We start from the raw sequence: 17,805 nt of genomic DNA, 5'->3' as shown, positions 1-17,805 counted from the left end.
CGCACTTTCAATGCCATTTGGGCGTGGCGCCCTGGCCTTTTTCGTCGATCAGGATGCCGCGGGAAAAGCGGTCGAGCGTGAAGGCGGCGTTCAAGGGGTGGGCTTCGCCGCGCGCGATGGTGTGCGCGAAGCACCAGCCGGAGGCGGGCGTCGCCTTGAAGCCGCCATAGCACCAGCCGCAGTTCAGGAACATGCCGGGCAGGGGGCCGGGCGTGATGATCGGCGAGCCGTCCATCGACATGTCCATGACGCCGCCCCAGGATCGCAGGAGCCGAACGCGGGCAAGGTTGGGGAACATTGCGAGAAGTTCGCTCATGACCTCCTCGACCAGCGGCAGGTTTCCGCGCTGGGCGTAGGTGTTGTAGCCGTCGAGATCGCCGCCGAAGACCAGTCCGCCCTTGTCGGACTGCGAGACGTAGAGATGTCCGCCGCCGAAGGTGACGACCTGGTTGATGAGGGGTTTGAGCGACTCGGAGACGAAGGCCTGGAGGACGTGGCTTTCGATCGGCAGATTGTCGATGCCGGCGAGCTTCATGACGCGCCCTGTCGAGCCGGCGACGGCGACGGCGACCTTTTTCGCGCGGATTTCGCCGCGCGTGGTGGTGACGCCGACGACGCGCTCGCCCTCGCGCAGGAAGCCGGTGACTTCGCAGTTCTCAAGGATGTCCACGCCGCGACGGTCGGCGCCGCGGGCATACCCCCAGGCGACCGCATCGTGACGGGCGGTGCCGGCGCGCGGCTGGAGGAGGCCGCCGAGGACGGGGAAGCGGGCGGAGGCCGACATGTCGAGGCCGGGCACCATGCGCGCGACTTCCTCGCGGCCGAGCAGGACCGCGTCGCCGCCCTCGTGGCGCATCGCGTTGCCGCGCCGCGCATGCTCGTCCATCTGCGCCGGTGTGTGGGCGAGATTGAGGACGCCGCGCTGGGAGAACATGACGTTGTAGTTCAGATCGTGGGAGAGGTTCTCCCACAGCTTCATCGAATGCTCGTAGAAGCGGATATTTTCCGGCAGGAGGTAGTTCGAGCGCACGATGGTGGTGTTGCGGCCGACATTGCCGGAGCCGAGATATCCCTTTTCAAGCACGGCGACATTGGTGATGCCGTGCTCCTTGGCGAGGTAATAGGCGGTCGACAAGCCATGTCCGCCGCCGCCGATGACGATGACGTCATAGGTCGGGCGCGGGTCCGGCTTGCGCCAGGCCGGCTTCCAGTCCTCGTTTCCGGAAAGGGCGTTCCTCAGGAGGGAAAGGAACGAGTATTCGGCCATGCGGGTCCCCGCTCGAATGAAGCGTTGCGACTGGGGGACGGTATAGATCACGCCCGCCGGCCAACGCAAATAAAGCGCCATCGGCTTTCGTTATGCCGACGTTTGCGAACGCGAAATCGCCTGCGTCGCGGGGCGTTTCCGCGATGTCGCAAACAGGCCTGAAACCGGCTTTCGCGCCATCCTATTGTCCGCGAAATTCGATGCAGTCCGCACGACGAAAGCTGCGCTGCCAATCTCTTATTCGGGGAGCATCCGGGGACATGAAAGACAAAGCGCGCGCGGTCGTCATCGGTGGAGGCGTGGTCGGCGTCTCGACGCTCTATCACCTTGCGAAGAAGGGCTGGTCGGACGTCGTCCTGATCGAGCGCAAGGAGCTGACATCGGGCTCGACCTGGCACGCCGCAGGCCTCTTGCCGCTCTTCAACATGAGCTATTCGGTCGGCCAGATTCACCGCTATTCGGTGAAGTTCTACCAGGAGCTTCAGGAAGAGACCGGTATGAATGTCGGTTTCTCCCAGGTGACCAATATCCGCCTTGCCCGCACCAAGGACCGCTGGGACGAATACATGTATTATGCGGGGGTCGCCGAGACGCTGGGCATTCCGGTCAATATCCTGACGCCCGAGCAGATCAAGGAGATCTGGCCGCTGTGCGAGACGGACGGTCTTCTGGGCGGCATCCAGCATCCCGACGACGGCTACATCCAGCCGGCCGATTTGACGCAGGCGCTGGCTAAGGGCGCGCGCGACCGCGGCGCCACGATCTATCGCAACACGACCGTGACAGCGATCGAGCAGACGCCCGACGGCAAGTGGCTGGTGAAGACGGACAAGGGCGACATCGAAGCGGAGCACATCGTTTCGGCCACCGGCAATTTCGCGCGCAAGACCGGCGAAATGGTCGGGCTCAACGTGCCGGTGATCCCTGTCGAGCACCAGTACATCGTCACCGAGCCGCATCCGGCCATCGTCGAGCGCAAGAAGCAGGGCCTGCCAGAGATGGGCGTGCTGCGCGAGAGCGACTCGTCTTGGTACATGCGCGAGGAAAATGGCGGCCTGCTTCTCGGACCCTACGAGCACGGCGCGCCCGTCTGCTATGTCGACGGGCCTTCGGACGAATCGGAATACGAACTCTTCCAGGAAGAGCTCGAGCGGCTGATGCCGCATATCGAAACGGCGATCGCACGCGTGCCGGCCTTTGGCGAAGTGGGCATCAAGAAGGTCTATAACGGGGCCATCGCCTATACGCCGGACGGCTCGCCGATCATCGGGCCTGCGCCGGGGCTGAAGAATTTCTGGCTCAATGAGGGCCATTCCTTCGGCGTGACGGCGGCAGGTGGTGCCGGCTGGCAGCTTGCCGAATGGATCGTCGACGGCGAGCCGACGATCGACATGATGGGCGTCGACCCGCGTCGCTTCGGCCCCTATGCGACGGAGGGTTACCTCAAGGCGAAGAACGAGGAAGCCTACGCCAACGTCTTCACCATGCACTATCCCGACGAGGAACGCGCCGCCGCGCGCCCCTTGAAGACGACGCCGGTCTATTCGCGGCTGAAAGAGATGGGCGCGGTGTTCGGCTCGGTCTATGGCTGGGAGCGCGCCAACTGGTTTGCGCCTGAAGGCTACGAGGTGCCGGCGGAAGAGCTTGGCGTCGGCGCCGACGTGCTGACGAACCACAACCATGCACCTGCGCTGGAAGACGGCCGGATCGTCGAGCGCTGGTCGTTCCGCCGCTCGAACTATTTCGACCATGTCGGCGCGGAAGTGAAAAACGTGCATGAGAATGTCGGCGTGCTCGACATGTCGGCCTTCGCCAAGATGGAAGTCTCCGGCTCTGGCGCGCGCGCGTGGCTGGAGTCGATTCTCGCCAACCGCATTCCGAAGAAGCGGGGCCGTATCGCGCTGACGCATCTTCTGACGAAGACCGGCGGCGTGAAGAGCGAGTTCACGGTCTATGAATGGAAGCCAGGGCGGTTCTACCTCGTCTCGGCCGGCGCCTACGAGGCGCATGACCATGACGTGCTCGCCAAGCTCGCGCCGACCGACGGTTCGGTCGTCCTTCAGCCGATCACGCAGATGTACGGCGTGCTCGTGCTTGCCGGCCCGAAGAGCCGCGATGTCCTGAAGAAGCTCACCCGCACCAGCCTGAAGAACGCGGACTTCCACTGGCTGTCGGGCAAGCAGATCGCCGTCGGTACGGCGACGGCCCATGCGCTACGCGTCAACTTCGTCGGCGAACTGGGTTGGGAACTGCACCACCCTATCGAGCAGCAGAACGCCATCTTCGACGCGCTGATGGAAGCGGGCGCCGAATTCGGCATCAAGCCGTTCGGCATCCGCGCGATGACGGCGATGGCGATCGAGAAGAGCTATCGCCTGATCCCGCGCGAGCTTTCGATCGAGTACTCGGCCTGGGAAAGCGGGCTCGACCGGTTCGTCCATCCCGACAAGGGCGATTTCATCGGCCGCGACGCGCTGGTGAAGCTCAAGGAGACCGGAGCGAACTGGAATTTCGTGACGCTCGAAGTGCATGGCGTGACGGACAGCGACGCACGTGGCAACGAGGCGATCCACAAGGATGGTGTGCTCGTCGGCCGGGCGACCCATGGCGGCTATGGCTGGCGCGTGGGCAAGAGCATCGCGCTGGCGATGGTGAAGCCGGAGTTCGCGGCTGAGGGAACGGAGCTGGAAATCCAGATCCTCGGCAAACCGCACAAGGCGACGGTGATCGCCGAAAGCCCGTTCGACGCGGAAAATGCGGCATTGCGCGCGGATGTGTGAAGCCAACGAAGGGCGTCATCCCGGCCGAAGCCCGAGCGCAGCGAGGCGAGAGCCGGCAACTGTATTGTTTCATGCCGCGTATGGTGTTTTCGACCGCAGCATTGCATTGAGCGTGACGAGGATTTTGCGGGCGAGCGCGATGAGGGCGACCTTGGCGGGTTTGCCGGCATTGCGCAGCCTGTCGTAGAAGGCTTTCAATGGGGAGCGGGTGCGCAGAGTGACGACGGCTGCCATGTAAAGTGCCTGCCGGACGCGCCGCTGCCGCCGCGGATCGAACGCTGTCCGCGCCTCGTGCCGCTGTCCTGGTTGACCGGGGCGAGGCCGGCCAGCATGGCGATCTGTCTGGCCGGGCGGCATCCCAGTTCCGGCAGAAGCCCGATCAGGACGGCCGCCCCGACCTCGCCGATGCCGGGCGTCGAGCGCAGCAACGTCTCGGCCTCGGTGAGTTCGCTCGAGGCTCTGACGAGATCGCGAATGGCGGCCTCGATCTCGCCGACCGCCCGATCGAGCCAGTCGAGATGTGCGTCGAGGCCGGCGCAGACGACCGGGTCGGCCGCCTCCATCCGGCGTAGTCTCTCTTGCTGGCGCATCGCCACCAGCTGATCGCGTCGCTTGTTGAGAAGATTGAGCTTTTCGCGCGTGCCGTCTGGCACCGGATCCGGCGCAAGGCACAGGGCCCGGCCCATTTCGGCCAGCATTGCGGCATCGATGGCGTCGGTCTTGGCGAGCCGGCCCGTCGCCCGGGCAAAGTCGCGGGCACGCTGCGGGTTGACCCGCACACAGGCGACGCCCGCCGCCGCCAATGCATGGCGCAGGCATGTGTCATAGACGCCGGTCGCCTCGAACACGACGATGACGTCGCGTCCTGCCAGCGTCGCTGCGAACGCGGCGATCGCCGGCTCGCCATTGGCCACCCGCGCAGCCCGTTCCAGCGCCGGGTCGGCGATGTCGAGCCATGCCTTGGAGATGTCGATTCCAATCCAGGACGGTGTTATGCTCATGGTGCCTGCCCCTGTGATGCGAGGTCCGCGCCAACGGCCTCGTGCAACTGTTCAGGTGTATCAAAGCGGGCGGGGACCAGAGCCGGATATCGGTCTCAAGACCAGGGACCCAACGGTCTCCCGCCCGCAGCCACTATGACATGGACACGATACACAGGGACCCACTCCGTGAATTTTCTAGGTCACGGAGTGGGTCCCGCATAGCCTCCGCTTCGCTTCGGCTTGCGGGATGACGCCAAGCTGGAACGAGCGCTCGCCAAGAATTCCGTAACGTCATCGTGAATGGAGAAGCCCGGCGCGTTCGGGCTTTTCACTTTGTGATTGTGGGATCGTGCGTATCCTCGTGACATGACCGTCACTGTTCGATCCATTCCTTCGATCACAGGCAGCGTCGCACTCGCGCTGATGACGGCAATCGCTTCCACCGACCGGGCCTTCGCGGAACAGGAAGTCGTCGACGTCCAGCTCGTTCTGGCCGCCGACGTGTCGCTTTCCATGTCCTATGAGGAACTGCGCATCCAGCGCGACGGCTATGTCGCGGCGCTGACGCATGAGAGCGTGATCCAGGCGATCGAGGACGGGGCTTACGGCAAGATCGCGCTCGCCATGTTCGAATGGGCGGGCGACGAATCGCATTATCTCGTCGTGCCCTGGACGGTGATCGCCTCGCGCGCGGACGCCGAGGCCGTGGCGGTCCTGATCGGCCAGCAGAACACCAACAGCGCGCGGCGCACGTCGATCTCCGGCGCGCTCGACTTTGCCGGCGACCTCTTCGCCGAGAGCAGCTATCGCGGCCTGCGCCGCGTCGTCGACATTTCCGGCGACGGCCCGAACAACCAGGGCAGCCCGGTTGCCGAGGCGCGCGACCGGCTGGTGGCGCAGGGCATCGTCGTCAACGGCCTGCCGCTGATGACCAATGGCGGCATGAGCACGGTCTTCGACGTGCCGGATCTCGATGAATACTACTCCTACTGTGTGACCGGCGGGCCGGGGTCGTTCGTCATTCCGGTGAACGATTGGGGGCAGTTTCCCGAGGCCGTGCGGCGCAAGCTGGTGCTGGAGCTTGCGGGGCCGTGGTCGCCGACATGGCAGAGCTACGCGGAACGCGCGCCGGTGGTGAAGGTGGCGAATGTCGAAGAGTATGATTGCCTGATCGGCGAGAAGCGGTGGATGAATCGGTCGTGGAACTGGCCGAATCCTTAGCGGCACGGCCATTTTCGGGCCCGGCTGGCCTGCAAGCTCGTTTTAGATTCTTCTTTCCTTGGTGATTTGCCTTGGAGGGATGGAATGCGGTGTTCTGGATGTGATGGGACTGACTTGATCAAACGCGGCAGGAAGGCTGGCCGTCAGCGCTATCAGTGTCGTGCCTGTGGGCGCTACAGCACGGACAGCCAGCCCAAGTTCTCAGCCCAGACCAAGGCGATGGCGATCGAGATGTATATGAACAGCATGGGCATCCGGGCGATCGGCCGGGTGCTCGGTGCATCGCCCGCTGCGGTGCTGAACTGGATTCGCAAGGAGCATGCGGCCATGCAGCCCAAGCTGGCCCAGGCTTTGCCGACCGATACCGGCACGGCGGATGTGATCGAGATGGATGAGATCTACACCTACGTCCAAAAAAAGCCCGCCGCGCGGTGATCTGGACCGCCTACAGCCGCCAGCACCGGCGGGTCGTCGCCTATCATATCGGCGACACGGGCGTGCACAGCGCCATCGCCATCTACAAGCTGGCCAAGGCGGCAGTCGGTCAGATCAGCGCCATCTTCACCGATGCCAACTCCTGCTACCGTCTCGCCTTCGAGCGCATCGGAGCGAGTGAACCGCACCAGCAGACAAAGGCGCAGACCCACCTCATCGAGTCCTCGAACGCCTCCTTCCGAGACAATCTCGCGCGCTTCAACCGACGAACCAAGCGCGCTTCCAAGTCCCAGAACATGCTCGAGATCACCCTCGACATCTTCCTCGCCAGAAAGCGACTTCAGAGTCCGGTTTGAACAGTCCCCCTTGAGGGGGAGATGCCCGGCAGGGCAGAGGGGGGTGGCTGGGCGTAAGCGTCTCAGGCCTAGTAGCAACTGCCAGTGGGCGACGCGCTCCCGCTGGGCGCGAGTGTGCCTCGGCGTGAACCTATCAAGCCACCAGCAACTGCCGGCGTTCGCCGCGTTCCTGCTGGGGCGAGCGGGCGTAGACTTCGCGGTAGCATTTGGAGAAATGCGAGGCGGAGACGAAGCCGCAGGCGACGGCGACTTCGACCACCGGCATGGCCGATTGCAGCAGGAGATGACGGGCGCGGTCGAGACGGATTTCGAGGTAGTAGCGGGCGGGGGAGCGGCCCATTTCCTGGCGGAACAGGCGTTCGATCTGGCGGCGCGACAGGCCGACATGGTCGGCGATCTCGATCAGCGACAGGGGCTCGGTGAGGTTCGCCTCCATGAGCTCGATGATGGTCAGAACCTTGGAGTTCTGGACGCCGAGGCGGGCGCGCAGCGGCAGGCGCTGGCGGTCGGTCGGGCTGCGGACGCGGTCGGTCAGGACCTGCTCGCAGACGCGGTTGACGAGATGATCGTCGAAATCGTCGCCGATGAGCTTCAGCATCATGTCGAGCGCGGCGGTGCCGCCCGCGCAGGTATAGATGTTCTGGTCGACCTCGAAGAGATCGGCGAAGACGTTGGCCTTGGGGAAAGCTTCGGCGAAGCCGGGAAGGTTTTCCCAGTGAATCGCGCAGCGGCGGTTGGAGAGGAGGCCGGCGGCTGCCAGCACGTGCGCGCCGGTGCACAGCCCGCCGATCGAGACGCCGCGATTATACTCCTCGCGCAGCCAGGCGAAGGTGGTCTTGTTGGCATAGGTCTCGACATTGACGCCCGAGCAGACGATGACCATGGATGGACGGTCGCCGCCGGTCATCTTACGCCGCTCGATTTCGAGCGATGTGTCGACCGCGCATTCGACCGAGTTCGACGCCTTGACCGGCTTGCCGTCGACGCTGGCCAGTCGCCATTGATAGGCGGAGTAGCCGAGCATGCGGTTTGCGGCGCGCAGCGGCTCGATGGCCGTCGCGAAGGCGATCATGGTGAATTCGGGAACCAGGAAGAAGACCATCGAACGCTTGACGGTATTTCGGGCGTTCATTCCACACCTCGCCACAGGCCGCGCGACGCTGGGTTCCATGTCGCTTTCCGGCCAGCCTCAACAGGAAAACCCTTAGCTGTCAATGGAATGCGACAGCTTGGTGACAGCAATTTGTCGGCAGGGTTTCGGGAAGGGCGCGCAACGCAAAAAACCGCGCGGGACGTTCAAGTCCCGCGCGGCATCATGTGAGGCACATGATGAAAGCGATCAAACGAAATGGCCGAGGCGCGAGGCGTTCATCGCGCCGGTCTGGCCGGGCATCGTGCGGCCAAGCCGCTGGCGCTCGAGCGCCGTCGCGATGTTCGACGAGCGCTTCTTGGCGAAAAACCGGTTCAGGAACTTCATGACACGTCTCCAATCATAGATGACACGCGCAACGGCCTTCGCATCATGGAGTGGGGTCGTTCGTCGTTCCGGCACATATAGTGACGCGCCGCGCGATTTTGCGATGCAAAAGCGAAGTCCGACGATGCAAAAACGACATCCCTCACTCCCGTACGAAGGTGTTGCATTGGCGCCTAGCCGAGCCGGAGATGCGGGCAGGCGGGAAACCCGTCGCGCGCGTTCTCCTCAAAGGCGTCGAAGAGCGACGGGCGCATCAGATCCGTCTGCATCTCGTGCGGCAGGTCCGAGAAGAACAGGAAGGCGTTGAGGCGGCGGCGACGGGCGCGGCGTGTGGCGATATGGTCGCGCAGACGCGACAGGAGCGAACGGCTCATCGGAAGTTCCTCCCGTCCCAGAAGCGGTCGCCATCGGTGCCGGAGGCGAAGCGATCCGGCCAGCCGATGTCGCGGCGGGTCTCGGGCGACAGGTCGCGCATCAGTGTGTCGCTGCGCTGGCGATGGTGGATGGCGCGCAGGCCGTCGACCAGGTGCGAGAAGGCGGAGAGCGTGAACATGGCAGTCTCCTTTCGTTCGCTTGCTCTTCGATGGATTGACAATGCGCCTGCCTCATTGTTCAATCAATCGAAATGAAATGATCCCATCATTCAGGAATGTTGATCATGAACGCCCCGCTCAATCATCCGATGCCGCTGCTCGATCTGGACGTGCTGCGTACGTTCGTGGCCATCGCGGAGACCGGCAGCTTCACCGCCGCTGCCAATGCGGTGTTCCGCACGCCCTCGGCGGTTTCGATGCAGATCAAGAAGCTGGAGGAGATATTGGGGCGGTCGGTGTTCTCGCGCGACGCGCGGTCCGTGACGCTGACCAATGACGGCGAGATGCTGATCGGGTACGCGCGACGGCTGATCGCGCTCAATCGCGAGGCGGTGTCGAAATTCATCATTCCCGACATTTCCGGCGTCGTGCGGCTCGGCTCGCCCGACGATTATGGGGAGCGGGTGCTGCCGCATGTGCTGAAACGCTTCGCGCAGACGCATCCGGCCATCGCAGTTGACGTGGTCATCGACCAGTCGGGCAATCTGCGGCGGCGCATGAACGAGGGCGGGCTCGACATCACGCTGTTCACGGTTTGCCGCTCGATCCCGGCCGAGGCGGAGGTGCTCTTGACCGAGCCGATCGTCTGGGGCGGCGCCAAGGGCGGTTGCGCGCATATGCGCGAGCCGCTGCCGGTGTCGATCTGGGAGGAAGGCTGCGTCTGGCGGGCGGCGGCGCTGGAGGCTCTGGGCCGGGCAGGGCGCGAATACCGCATCGCCTATATGAGCGCGCACACGGCAGGCCAGCGCTCGGCGATCCTGTCGGACCTCGCGGTCGCACCGCTGCCGAAGTCGTTCATCGGCGAGGAGATCGTGGCGCTTGGGCCCGAAGAGGGCCTGCCGCTGCTGCCGACCTACAATCTGGCGATGATCGTCGCGCCCGATGCCTCGGCGCCGGTGAAGGCGGCGGCGGACCATATTCGCGCGACGTTCGAGAGTTTTCGCGAGACGGGGAAGTTTTGAGAGTCGGCGCGTTTGGATGAGTCTTTCGAAAGGGACCCCCACCCTTTATCCCTCCCCACAAGGGGGAGGGAGGGCATCGGCGTGGCGCTCTATCCCTTAATCCGGGCGGTGCTTTGAAGGGTGAGGAGCGACGCTGGCGGATTCCCTCCCCCTTGTGGGGAGGGATAGAGGGTGGGGGTAAGATGCCGAGCGCTAGATGCGCGATAAAGGCGCTAGTCCCGGCTGCGCCTTGCAGCGCGTTCTTCGCGTGAGCGGCGGCGGGGGGCTTCGCCTTCGGCGGCTGGCATTGCCTTGCGCTGGGGCAGTTTCACCTGCGCGGCGAGCTTGGGGAACGGGTCGACCTTGTTCGGCAGCGCCATCGCGTCGATGAAGAGCTGCTGGAAATGGGGTTCCAACGCGGTCTCGATCTTGTCGATGCGCTGGACGGTGTCTTCGATCTCGCGGCGATGGTCGCGGTTGAGAAGCGCCATCAGCGCACCGGTGCCGGCGGCGTTGCCGACCGCCTTGACGTCGGACAGATCGCAATCGGGGATCAGGCCGAGAACCATCGCGTATTTCGGGTCGATGAAGGAGCCGAAGGCGCCGGCGAAGCAGATCGTGTCGACGGTCTCGACGCCCTGCTTTTCCATCAGGAGCTTGATGCCGGCATAAAGCGCCGACTTGGCGAGTTGGATCGCGCGGACGTCGTTCTGCGTGACGGTGATGCGCTGCTTGCCTTCGTGGAGCACGTAGGTCGCGGTGCGGCCGGACGCTTCGATGCGGGGCGACTTGGCGGTAAGCGAGCCGTCGACGACGCCATCCTCGGTGATGATGCCGGACAGGTACATCTCCGCGACGACCTCGATGATCGCCGAGCCGCAGATTCCGGTGATGCCGACGGCCTCCGCATCCTCGAAAAAGCCCGGCTCGTCCGACCATTTGTCCACGCCGATGACGCGGAATTTCGGCTCCAGCGTGTCGGGGTCGATGCGCACGCGCTCGATGGCGCCGGGAGCTGCGCGTTGACCGGATGAAATCTCCGCGCCCTCGAAGGCAGGGCCGGTGGGTGAGGAGGCGGCGAGGAGGCGATGGCGGTTGCCGAGCACGATCTCGGCATTGGTGCCGACATCGACGAGGAGCATCATCCGGTCCTGCCGGTGCGGGCCTTCCGAGAGCGTCGCGCCGGCGGCGTCCGCGCCGACATGGCCGGCGATGCAGGGCAGCACGTAGACGCGGGCGCCGTGGTTGATCTTGAGGCCGATTTCGCTCGACCACGTGTGCACCGCGCCGGAGACGGCAAGCGCGAAGGGCGCTTGGCCGAGCTCCGTCGGGTCGATGCCGAGGAAGAGGTGGTGCATGATCGGATTGCCGACAAAGACGGCGTCGAGCAGCGTGTCGTGATGGACTTCGGCTTCCGCGCAGACCTTGTCGATCAGGTCGTTGACCGCGCCGCGCACGGCCTTGGTCATCGCCTCGCGCCCGTCCGGGTTCATCATCACATAGGAGACGCGGCTCATCAGGTCTTCGCCGAAGCGGATCTGCGGGTTCTGCGTGCCGGCGGTCGCGGCAATGCGGCCCGAGAGCAGCGAGACGAGGTGCATCGCGATCGTCGTCGAGCCGATGTCGCAGGCGATGCCATAGGCTTCGTTCTTGAGGCCGGGCCAAAGCGCGATGATGGTGGGGCGCGATGAGTCGAGATCGCGGTGAATCGCGGCGGTGACGCCCCAATTGCCCTTGCGCAGGATCGACTGGACCTGCGGCAGGAGGTGCTGCGAGACGAGGAGGTCCTGCCAGCCCCAGTCGCGTTCGAGCATCGCCTTCAGCCGGTCGAGATCGCCCAGCGGCTTGTGCATGTCGGGCTCATCGACTTCGACATAGCAGAGCTGGACCGCCGGATTGCGCTCGATGACGCGATCGATCGGCGACTTGCGCACGACCTGCGCATTGATCTGCACGTCCTGCGGCACGTCGATGACGAGATCGCCCTGGATGGTGGCGGAGCAGGAAAGGCGCCGGCCTTCCTTCAGGTCGCGCACCTTAGCGTAACGCTCTTCCTTGGCGCCGAAGGGCGAGATGTGGTCGGCGGAGGACGAGATCTTGTGCTTGGCGAAATGGCCTTCCTGCACCTCGACCTGGCAGCGCCCGCACGTCGCGCGCCCGCCGCAGACGCTCTCGACATAGACGCCGAGGTCGCGCGCGGCGTCGAGAACGGTCGTGCCAACGGGGAACCGTCCGCGCTTGCCGGAGGGCATGAAGAGGACCAGCGGGTCCTTGATGTTGGAGGGGGCGTTCAAGGATGTGCTTTCGTGTTGCAGGAGTGGCGCGCTGCAGCACCCCCCTCTGGCCTCCGCCTTACCCCCGCGCCATCCGCGCTTCCCGTCCCCCGCGGCGCCGGCCGCCATTGCCATCACCGGGCGCGCTGACAGGAACCGGGGCGGCGACGGCGTGGCCGCCTTCGGTGGGCTTGTAGTCCTTGTAGGTGCGAATCCAGGTGGTGCAGTCGCGGTCGGTGCCGTTGAGGACGTTGGCGGCGCGGACGGCTTCCATTTCCTGTGGGCGGCAGGGGTTCATGATGGCGCTCGTCATGCCGGCGCCGATGACCATCGGGATGAAGCCGGCATTGATGCCGTGGCGGTGCGGCAGACCGAAGGAGATGTTGGACAGGCCGCACGTCGTGTTGACCTTCAGTTCCTCGCGCAGGCGGCGCAGGAGCGCGAAGACCTGGCGGCCGGCATCGCCCAGCGCGCCGATCGGCATGACCAGCGGATCGACCACGACGTCATGGGCGGGGATGCCGAAATCGGCGCAGCGCTCGACGATCTTCTTGGCGACGGCGAAGCGCACGTCCGGGTCCATCGAAATGCCGGTCTCGTCATTGGAGATGGCGACGACGGGGACGTTGTATTTCTTGACCAGCGGCAGGATGGCCTCGAGCTTTTCCTCCTCGCCGGTGACCGAATTGACCAGCGGGCGTCCCTTGGCGACCTTGAGCGCAGCCTCGATGGCGGCGGAGACGGAGCTGTCGATCGACAGCGGCACGTCGACGAGGTTCTGCACGATCTCCAGCGTCTTGACGAGAAGCGCCGGTTCGGTCGCGTTCGGGTCGACGGCGGTGACGCCGGCATTGACGTCGAGCATCGTCGCGCCGGCGGCGACCTGTTCGAGCGCGTCCTTCGTCACCGTGTCGAAATTGCCGGCGACCATTTCGGCGGCAAGCTTCTTGCGGCCGGTCGGATTGATCCGCTCGCCGATCACGCAGAAGGGCTGATCGAAGCCGATGATGATTTCCCTTGTCGCCGAGGCGACGATCGTGCGGGTCATTTGCGGGTCCTTGGGCGCGAGGATTAGCGGGATGCGTGAGCGGCGTGCGACGAAGCGTGCGACGGCCACGAACCGCGCTCGACGAGCCATTCGGCGCTCTTCTTCAGGCCGCCGAAGGGGAAGACGTGGATCTGCGCGATGGCGCTGCCGGGCGTTGCCTGCCAGTGCTTCTCGATCGGGCCGACCATGCCTTCGGGCGAATGGCTGGTGGCGAGCGCAGTGAGCGACAGGGCGTTCTTCTTGAGGAACGAGATCGAGTTGCCGACGCCGCACATGGCGGCGAACTTGATCAGCGTGGTGATCTTGGCCGGGCCGGCGACGCCGAGATGGACGGGCAGGTCGATGCCTTGCGCCTTCAGGCCGTCGGCCCAGGAGATGAATTTCTGCGGATCGAAGCCGAACTGGGTGACGATACGTACGTCGATGCCCGTGCGCCTGGCGAAATGCTGCTTCTGACGAAGCGCCTCGATGGCTTGGGCTTCGGTAAAGTCCGGGCTGCCCTCGGGGTGGCCGGCGACGCCGAGATGGGTGATGCCGTATTTCTCGAAGAAGCCGGTGTCGAGGACTTCCATCGACGAGGCGAACTCGCCGGCCGGTCTGTCGAGCCCACCGCCGATGACGAGGGCGTCGGTGATCCCGGCTTCGTGCGCCGAGCGACGGATGCGCTCTTCGAGGGCGGCGCGGGTCGTCAGGCGGCGCGAGGCGAAATGGGGGACGGGACGGTAGCCGAGATCGCGCACGCGCTTGGCGGCGGCGACCAGCGTGTCGATCGAATCATTGCCGATATCGGTGATGTAGACGCGCGAGCCTTCCGGGAAGAGGCCCGGCAGATCCTGGGATTCGACGGCTTGCGTGGGCGCAACCTCGATCGATGCGGCAATCTTCGTCATTCAGCGCTCCTCCGCCATGTTCTCTTCCCGACCGCCGGCTTTCACGAGCGCAACGAGGCGCTCGCGATCATAGGCGGTGTCGAATTCGCCCAGCGCCTTGTCGGCCTCGGCCTCGAGGTCGTCTCCCACCGGCACCGGGTCGGCCTTGCGCCACTCGGCAAGATACGCATCGGTCTCGCCGGCGCCAGTGCGCATGGCGCACATGTCGATCGCCTCGGTGAAGCGCAGGGGCAGTTCGCGCTTGGCGTTCTGCCGCCCCTTGCGCACGATCACCTGTGCGGGGATGTCGCGCCAGTAGACGATGATCAGATCGGCCATGAAGGCTCCGTGAGATAAACCTGCCGGAGCATTGCCGCATGGCGATGGCCGCTGCTTGTTGCCGGACGACGCGCGGGCCTTCAAAAGCGACGCGGACGAGAGCGAGATGGGCTTGGATTGAGCCGTTCTGCCGGATGCATTCGCGCCAAATCCGTCGGTCTTCGGACTTGACCGTATTCCGATACGGCTTTCGCCGAAGCCCTCGGCCTTGTCACGATTGCCCACCGGCAGAACGGCTCAATCCAAGCCCATCTCACTCTAGACGCCGAAGACGGCGCTCGCCAGGAACGCGCCGGCGCCGACGACCGCGGCGATGATGGCGAGCGAAAGGGCGCCGAGACCGAGCCCAACGGCGAGGAAGACGCCGTCGCGCTCCGACAGCGCCAGCCCGATGACCGCGACCGAAAATGCCGGCAGCCAGTTGCCCAGCGGAATGGGCAGGAAGACGGCGACGGCGAGGACGAAGGTCGCAAGGCCGAGATAGCGGTCGGCGTCGGCCGTCTCGAACGGCCAGTGCCGCGGACGCACCAGCCTTTCCAGCCATTCGAGGCGCGGAATGACGTAGGTGACGGCGTGGCGGAAGCGATCCGCGCCGATCGACTTGTTCAAGAGGAAGCGCGGCAGCCACGCGGTCGGATAGCCGAGCATCATCTGCGCCGACACCAGCATCAGCGGGATGCCGAGGACGAGCGTCGAGCCGGGCGGCAGCGGCAGGAGGTTGAGTGCGGCAAAGAGGACGAGCAGCATCGCGAAGCCGCGGTCGCCCATCGAATCGCGCAACTCCTCGATCGAAACCGAATGCTCCGATTCGGCCGCCAGCCGCCGGAAAATCTGCGACAGGCGCGACTTGCCGGCAGCCATGGCCGGCACGGGAACCGGCAGCATTTCTGGGCGGGCGAGTTCGTCGGTCATGTCGTCCTGATCATCATTCGCGTTCGCCCGCCAAGATGGGCAGCCATGGATGCGCTACAATAGCAATGCCACAGATTTGTTGCGCGGGGATTGCGCCCTAACGCCTCAATTCGAGAATGTCGAACGTCGATTCATAGCGCGGCAGCGGAAACTCGATCTGCCAGCTTTCCGGGCCGGTTCGCACGGCGTAGCCGACCTGGTCGCTGTCGATGCCGGCGCCGTATGCGGGAGCGGCGTCGCCGGCGACGAAGAAGCCGCCGAGATAGGTGAGGCGCGTGTCGCTCTCGGTGAAGAAACGGCCGACCGTGCGCTGCGAACCGGTCAGCTTTTCAAGGCGCCAGCCGGACCCATCATCGGTGACGCGGCAATCGAACCAGCCATAGACGACGAGCTTTGCAAGCCCGCCGGCCTTGAGCGTGCGGCACTGCCAGTCGCCGGTCAGGTCGAAATCGGCAAAGGGCAGGGCCTCGGCGCTCGCCGCCTTGCGCAGGGCGGCGAGCGCGGTCTGGCTGTCCGCGCCCTCTGCCTCGCCCAGCGCCTGCTCCTTGGCGCGCTCGAAAGAAGCGAGGCGCTCGCGATCGGCATCGGTGATCAGGCTCTCGATCTCGCCGGTGGCGAGCGAGGCGGTGATGGAGGAGAAGAGCGCGAGAAGCGCGAGCGCGGGGCGGCGGAGCATGGGCGGTCCAATCGGCTGTCAGCCGCCTTGACTGACCGTCTCATGCGCCTTTTTGAGGGCGGGGACGAGATCGCCATAGCCGGTGAAGCGTCGCTCATAGGCAAGGCCGAGCAGCTTTGCCGCGCGGATCGCGACGGCTTCGAGCGTCGGATCGTCGGTCTGGGCGAGATAGACGACCTTCTCGTAATTGCCGAAGAAATCCGCGATCAGTTCGGGATGCCGGTCGAGACCCATCGGCTTCATGAAGAAGGCGTCGAAGTGCCGGCAGAGGAAATCGGTCATGTAGAAGGAGGTCATGTCGCCATCGGTGATGGCCTCGAAGGCAGGCAGTCCCTGGTAGAAGGCGAAGCAGTGCGGCCCGTCGATCCGCTCGACGCCATGCGCGGCGCAGACCTTGTCGATGTCCCCGCCGGTGCCGCAATCGGCATAGCCGACGAAGATGTTCGCAATCCCTTCGGCGCGGGCCTTTCGGATCGCGATGTCGAGCGCGGGGGCGATGCGGTCGGGGCGGTAGTGGAACTCGGCAGGCAGGCAGGTCAGGTCCAGATGATCGAGGCGCAAGGCATCCTTAACCGCGATGATCTCGCGCGCGATCATTCCGCAGGCGATGACGAGAACCTTTTGGCCGTTGGCGCGTTCACGGTTGGAAGCTGGATTTTCCATGCCTTATCATCTCGGGAGCAGATCAAATGTCCAAGGCAATTTCGCGTGTCGCCATCGTCTTCGCCGTCGTCGCCATGGCCAGCGGCTGTGCTAACACCATTCGCGGCGTCGGTGCGGACGCGGCCAATACGGTGGACGCGACGCAGTCCGCAGGCCGTAACGTCGCCGGCGCGGCAGAATAAGGGCTCGATCGCGAGCCGGAACGATCAAGGGCGCCTCGCGGCGCCCTTTTTCATGTCAGGCCGAAGCGCGGATATTGTGCTTGCGCTTCATGAAGTCCTTGGCGGTCTCGACCGCCACCGCCGCATCGCGGCAATAGGCGTCGGCACCGACTGCCTTGCCGAATTCCTCGTTGAGCGGCGCGCCGCCGACGAGCACGACGAAATCGTCGCGGATGCCTTTTTCCTTCATCGTGTCGATGACGACCTTCATGTAGGGCATGGTGGTGGTCAGCAGCGCCGACATGCCGATGATGTCCGGCTGATGCTCCTCGATGGCGTTCAGATAGTTCTCGACCGGGTTGTTGATGCCGAGGTCGACCACGTCGAAACCGGCGCCCTCCATCATCATGCCGACGAGGTTCTTGCCGATGTCGTGGATGTCGCCCTTGACCGTGCCGATGACGAGCTTGCCCTGCTTCGGCGCGTTGGTGGCCGCCAGGAGCGGGCGCAGGATGAACATGCCGGCCTTCATGGCGTTGGCGGACAGAAGCACTTCGGGCACGAACAGGATGCCGTCGCGAAAATCCTCGCCGACGATGCGCATGCCCTCAACCAGCGCTTCCGTCAGGACCCGGTAGGGCTCCCAGCCGCGCTCGAGTAGGATGTTCGTGCCTTCCTCGATCTCTTCCTTCAGCCCGTCATAAAGATCGTCGTGCATCTGCTGCACGAGTTCGTCGTCGGACAGTTCGGACAGGATGATTTCGTCGTCGGACATCGGGTACTCCTGAAAGGCTCTGGCAGGCGCATTCCG

Annotated in this window: 21 protein-coding genes; 6 read left to right on the top strand and 15 right to left on the bottom strand. The window is 64.8% G+C overall.

The features are described 5' to 3' along the window. Positions 1–7: 7 nt before the first annotated feature. Entirely contained in the window at positions 8–1,267 is a 1,260-nt protein-coding gene (locus tag ALII_RS0103065; RefSeq protein ID WP_024585866.1) for a sarcosine oxidase subunit beta family protein, read from the bottom strand. 260 nt (positions 1,268–1,527) lie between these two features. Between ALII_RS0103065 and ALII_RS0103060 the strand changes: the two genes are divergently transcribed. Beyond that, positions 1,528–4,047, top strand: a complete 2,520-nt coding sequence (locus ALII_RS0103060) for an FAD-dependent oxidoreductase (RefSeq protein WP_024585865.1) — start codon at positions 1,528–1,530, stop codon at positions 4,045–4,047. A gap of 69 nt (positions 4,048–4,116) precedes the next feature. Here the strand turns inward: ALII_RS0103060 and ALII_RS23040 are convergent, their stop codons facing one another. Together ALII_RS23040 and ALII_RS20945 are read right to left on the bottom strand one after the other, a co-directional pair. Then, positions 4,117–4,281 carry a hypothetical protein gene (locus ALII_RS23040; RefSeq protein ID WP_244437275.1) on the bottom strand — a complete coding sequence of 55 codons (165 nt, stop codon included), beginning with the start codon at positions 4,279–4,281 and terminating at the stop codon, positions 4,117–4,119. Beyond that, entirely contained in the window at positions 4,242–5,048 is an 807-nt protein-coding gene (locus ALII_RS20945) for an IS110 family transposase (protein ID WP_244437273.1), read from the bottom strand. Before ALII_RS20945 ends, ALII_RS23040 begins: the two co-directional genes overlap by 40 nt. Before the next feature lie 348 nt (positions 5,049–5,396). On the opposite strand from ALII_RS20945, the gene ALII_RS0103050 reads away from it, so the two are divergent. The 3 genes from ALII_RS0103050 (at position 5,397) to ALII_RS0103040 (ending at position 7,042) form a co-directional block, all read left to right on the top strand. Beyond that, positions 5,397–6,251, top strand: a complete 855-nt coding sequence (locus ALII_RS0103050) for a DUF1194 domain-containing protein (protein WP_024585864.1) — start codon at positions 5,397–5,399, stop codon at positions 6,249–6,251. Positions 6,252–6,365: 114 nt separating this feature from the next. Continuing rightward, positions 6,366–6,686, top strand: a complete 321-nt coding sequence (locus tag ALII_RS0103045) for a hypothetical protein (RefSeq protein WP_152529510.1) — start codon at positions 6,366–6,368, stop codon at positions 6,684–6,686. Further along, positions 6,683–7,042 carry an IS1 family transposase gene (locus ALII_RS0103040; protein ID WP_024585862.1) on the top strand — a complete coding sequence of 120 codons (360 nt, stop codon included), beginning with the start codon at positions 6,683–6,685 and terminating at the stop codon, positions 7,040–7,042. Before ALII_RS0103045 ends, ALII_RS0103040 begins: the two co-directional genes overlap by 4 nt. 133 nt (positions 7,043–7,175) lie before the next feature. On the opposite strand, the gene ALII_RS0103035 is transcribed toward ALII_RS0103040, so the two are convergent. The 4 genes from ALII_RS0103035 to ALII_RS0103020 form a co-directional block, all read right to left on the bottom strand. Beyond that, a complete protein-coding gene (locus tag ALII_RS0103035; protein WP_024585861.1) occupies positions 7,176–8,174 on the bottom strand; it encodes a GlxA family transcriptional regulator in 999 nt (332 codons plus the stop codon). Between the two features lie 207 nt (positions 8,175–8,381). Beyond that, a complete protein-coding gene (locus ALII_RS22815) occupies positions 8,382–8,519 on the bottom strand; it encodes a hypothetical protein (protein WP_173401389.1) in 138 nt (45 codons plus the stop codon). A 173-nt stretch (positions 8,520–8,692) separates the two neighbouring features. Further along, a complete protein-coding gene (locus tag ALII_RS0103025) occupies positions 8,693–8,893 on the bottom strand; it encodes a hypothetical protein (RefSeq protein ID WP_024585860.1) in 201 nt (66 codons plus the stop codon). Next, positions 8,890–9,072, bottom strand: coding sequence for a hypothetical protein (locus ALII_RS0103020; RefSeq protein WP_024585859.1), 183 nt, complete (start codon positions 9,070–9,072; stop codon positions 8,890–8,892). Before ALII_RS0103020 ends, ALII_RS0103025 begins: the two co-directional genes overlap by 4 nt. A 105-nt stretch (positions 9,073–9,177) precedes the next feature. Here ALII_RS0103020 and ALII_RS0103015 point away from each other — a divergent pair, with 105 nt between their 5' ends. Beyond that, a complete protein-coding gene (locus ALII_RS0103015) occupies positions 9,178–10,074 on the top strand; it encodes a LysR family transcriptional regulator (protein ID WP_024585858.1) in 897 nt (298 codons plus the stop codon). Between the two features lie 212 nt (positions 10,075–10,286). On the opposite strand, the gene ALII_RS0103010 is transcribed toward ALII_RS0103015, so the two are convergent. The 7 genes from ALII_RS0103010 to ALII_RS0102980 form a co-directional block, all read right to left on the bottom strand. Then, the gene (locus ALII_RS0103010) at positions 10,287–12,305 is read right to left on the bottom strand and encodes an ASKHA domain-containing protein (protein ID WP_051375754.1); all 2,019 of its coding nucleotides are present in this window, start codon (positions 12,303–12,305) and stop codon (positions 10,287–10,289) included. A 100-nt stretch (positions 12,306–12,405) separates the two neighbouring features. Continuing rightward, positions 12,406–13,374: a methyltetrahydrofolate cobalamin methyltransferase gene (locus ALII_RS0103005; protein ID WP_024585856.1), complete on the bottom strand. Its 969-nt coding sequence runs from the start codon at positions 13,372–13,374 to the stop codon at positions 12,406–12,408. A 23-nt stretch (positions 13,375–13,397) separates the two neighbouring features. Then, entirely contained in the window at positions 13,398–14,264 is an 867-nt protein-coding gene (locus ALII_RS0103000; RefSeq protein ID WP_024585855.1) for a methylenetetrahydrofolate reductase, read from the bottom strand. Continuing rightward, entirely contained in the window at positions 14,265–14,582 is a 318-nt protein-coding gene (locus ALII_RS0102995; RefSeq protein WP_024585854.1) for a virulence factor, read from the bottom strand. A 258-nt stretch (positions 14,583–14,840) separates the two neighbouring features. Next, entirely contained in the window at positions 14,841–15,494 is a 654-nt protein-coding gene (locus ALII_RS0102990) for an exopolysaccharide biosynthesis protein (protein ID WP_024585853.1), read from the bottom strand. Positions 15,495–15,591: 97 nt separating this feature from the next. After that, positions 15,592–16,170: a DUF4893 domain-containing protein gene (locus ALII_RS0102985; protein ID WP_024585852.1), complete on the bottom strand. Its 579-nt coding sequence runs from the start codon at positions 16,168–16,170 to the stop codon at positions 15,592–15,594. An 18-nt stretch (positions 16,171–16,188) separates the two neighbouring features. Beyond that, entirely contained in the window at positions 16,189–16,833 is a 645-nt protein-coding gene (locus ALII_RS0102980) for a DUF1638 domain-containing protein (RefSeq protein WP_024585851.1), read from the bottom strand. 26 nt (positions 16,834–16,859) lie between these two features. Here ALII_RS0102980 and ALII_RS0102975 point away from each other — a divergent pair, with 26 nt between their 5' ends. Then, positions 16,860–17,015 carry a hypothetical protein gene (locus tag ALII_RS0102975; RefSeq protein ID WP_024585850.1) on the top strand — a complete coding sequence of 52 codons (156 nt, stop codon included), beginning with the start codon at positions 16,860–16,862 and terminating at the stop codon, positions 17,013–17,015. Between the two features lie 55 nt (positions 17,016–17,070). On the opposite strand, the gene ALII_RS0102970 is transcribed toward ALII_RS0102975, so the two are convergent. Continuing rightward, positions 17,071–17,769, bottom strand: coding sequence for a B12-binding domain-containing protein (locus ALII_RS0102970; RefSeq protein ID WP_024585849.1), 699 nt, complete (start codon positions 17,767–17,769; stop codon positions 17,071–17,073). Positions 17,770–17,805: the final 36 nt, after the last annotated feature.

This window comes from Aliihoeflea sp. 2WW (assembly GCF_000497755.1).
Classification (GTDB): domain Bacteria; phylum Pseudomonadota; class Alphaproteobacteria; order Rhizobiales; family Rhizobiaceae; genus Aliihoeflea.
Note: the sequence above shows the minus strand (reverse complement) of the source record. Positions and strands in the feature narration are given on the sequence as shown.